Raw genomic sequence first — 257 nt, 5'->3', positions numbered from 1 at the left:
ATCGGCGGCTTCAGCGTGCATGAGGCCGATCGGAGCGCCGCATGAATCTCACGCGCGAACGCCACCGCGTGCGGCCCGTCTCCATCCAGAGATACGGTCTGTGCTGTTACCGAGATCCACGAGCCGTCGGCGGCCTGGACACGACCCGCAACAACGATGTCCTTGGTGCGCCGGGCGATATGGCCGGGATCGTCAATGAACGCGTCGGGCTCGGAGCAGGGCACCAAAGTTCCGTCGGGACGGTAGCCGCGATCCGC

Annotated in this window: 1 protein-coding gene; it reads right to left on the bottom strand. The window is 66.1% G+C overall.

Annotation, left to right across the window (positions count from 1 at the left end):
• Positions 1-257: LamB/YcsF family protein (locus tag SB771_RS35610; protein WP_410722119.1), on the bottom strand; the 257-nt coding region annotated here is incomplete at both ends.

Origin of the sequence: Burkholderia sp. SIMBA_051, assembly GCF_046534915.1 — a bacterium.
In the GTDB taxonomy this organism is placed as follows: domain Bacteria; phylum Pseudomonadota; class Gammaproteobacteria; order Burkholderiales; family Burkholderiaceae; genus Burkholderia; species Burkholderia ambifaria.
The sequence above is the reverse complement of the archived record's forward strand: the minus strand, read 5'-3'. Positions and strand labels throughout refer to the sequence as shown.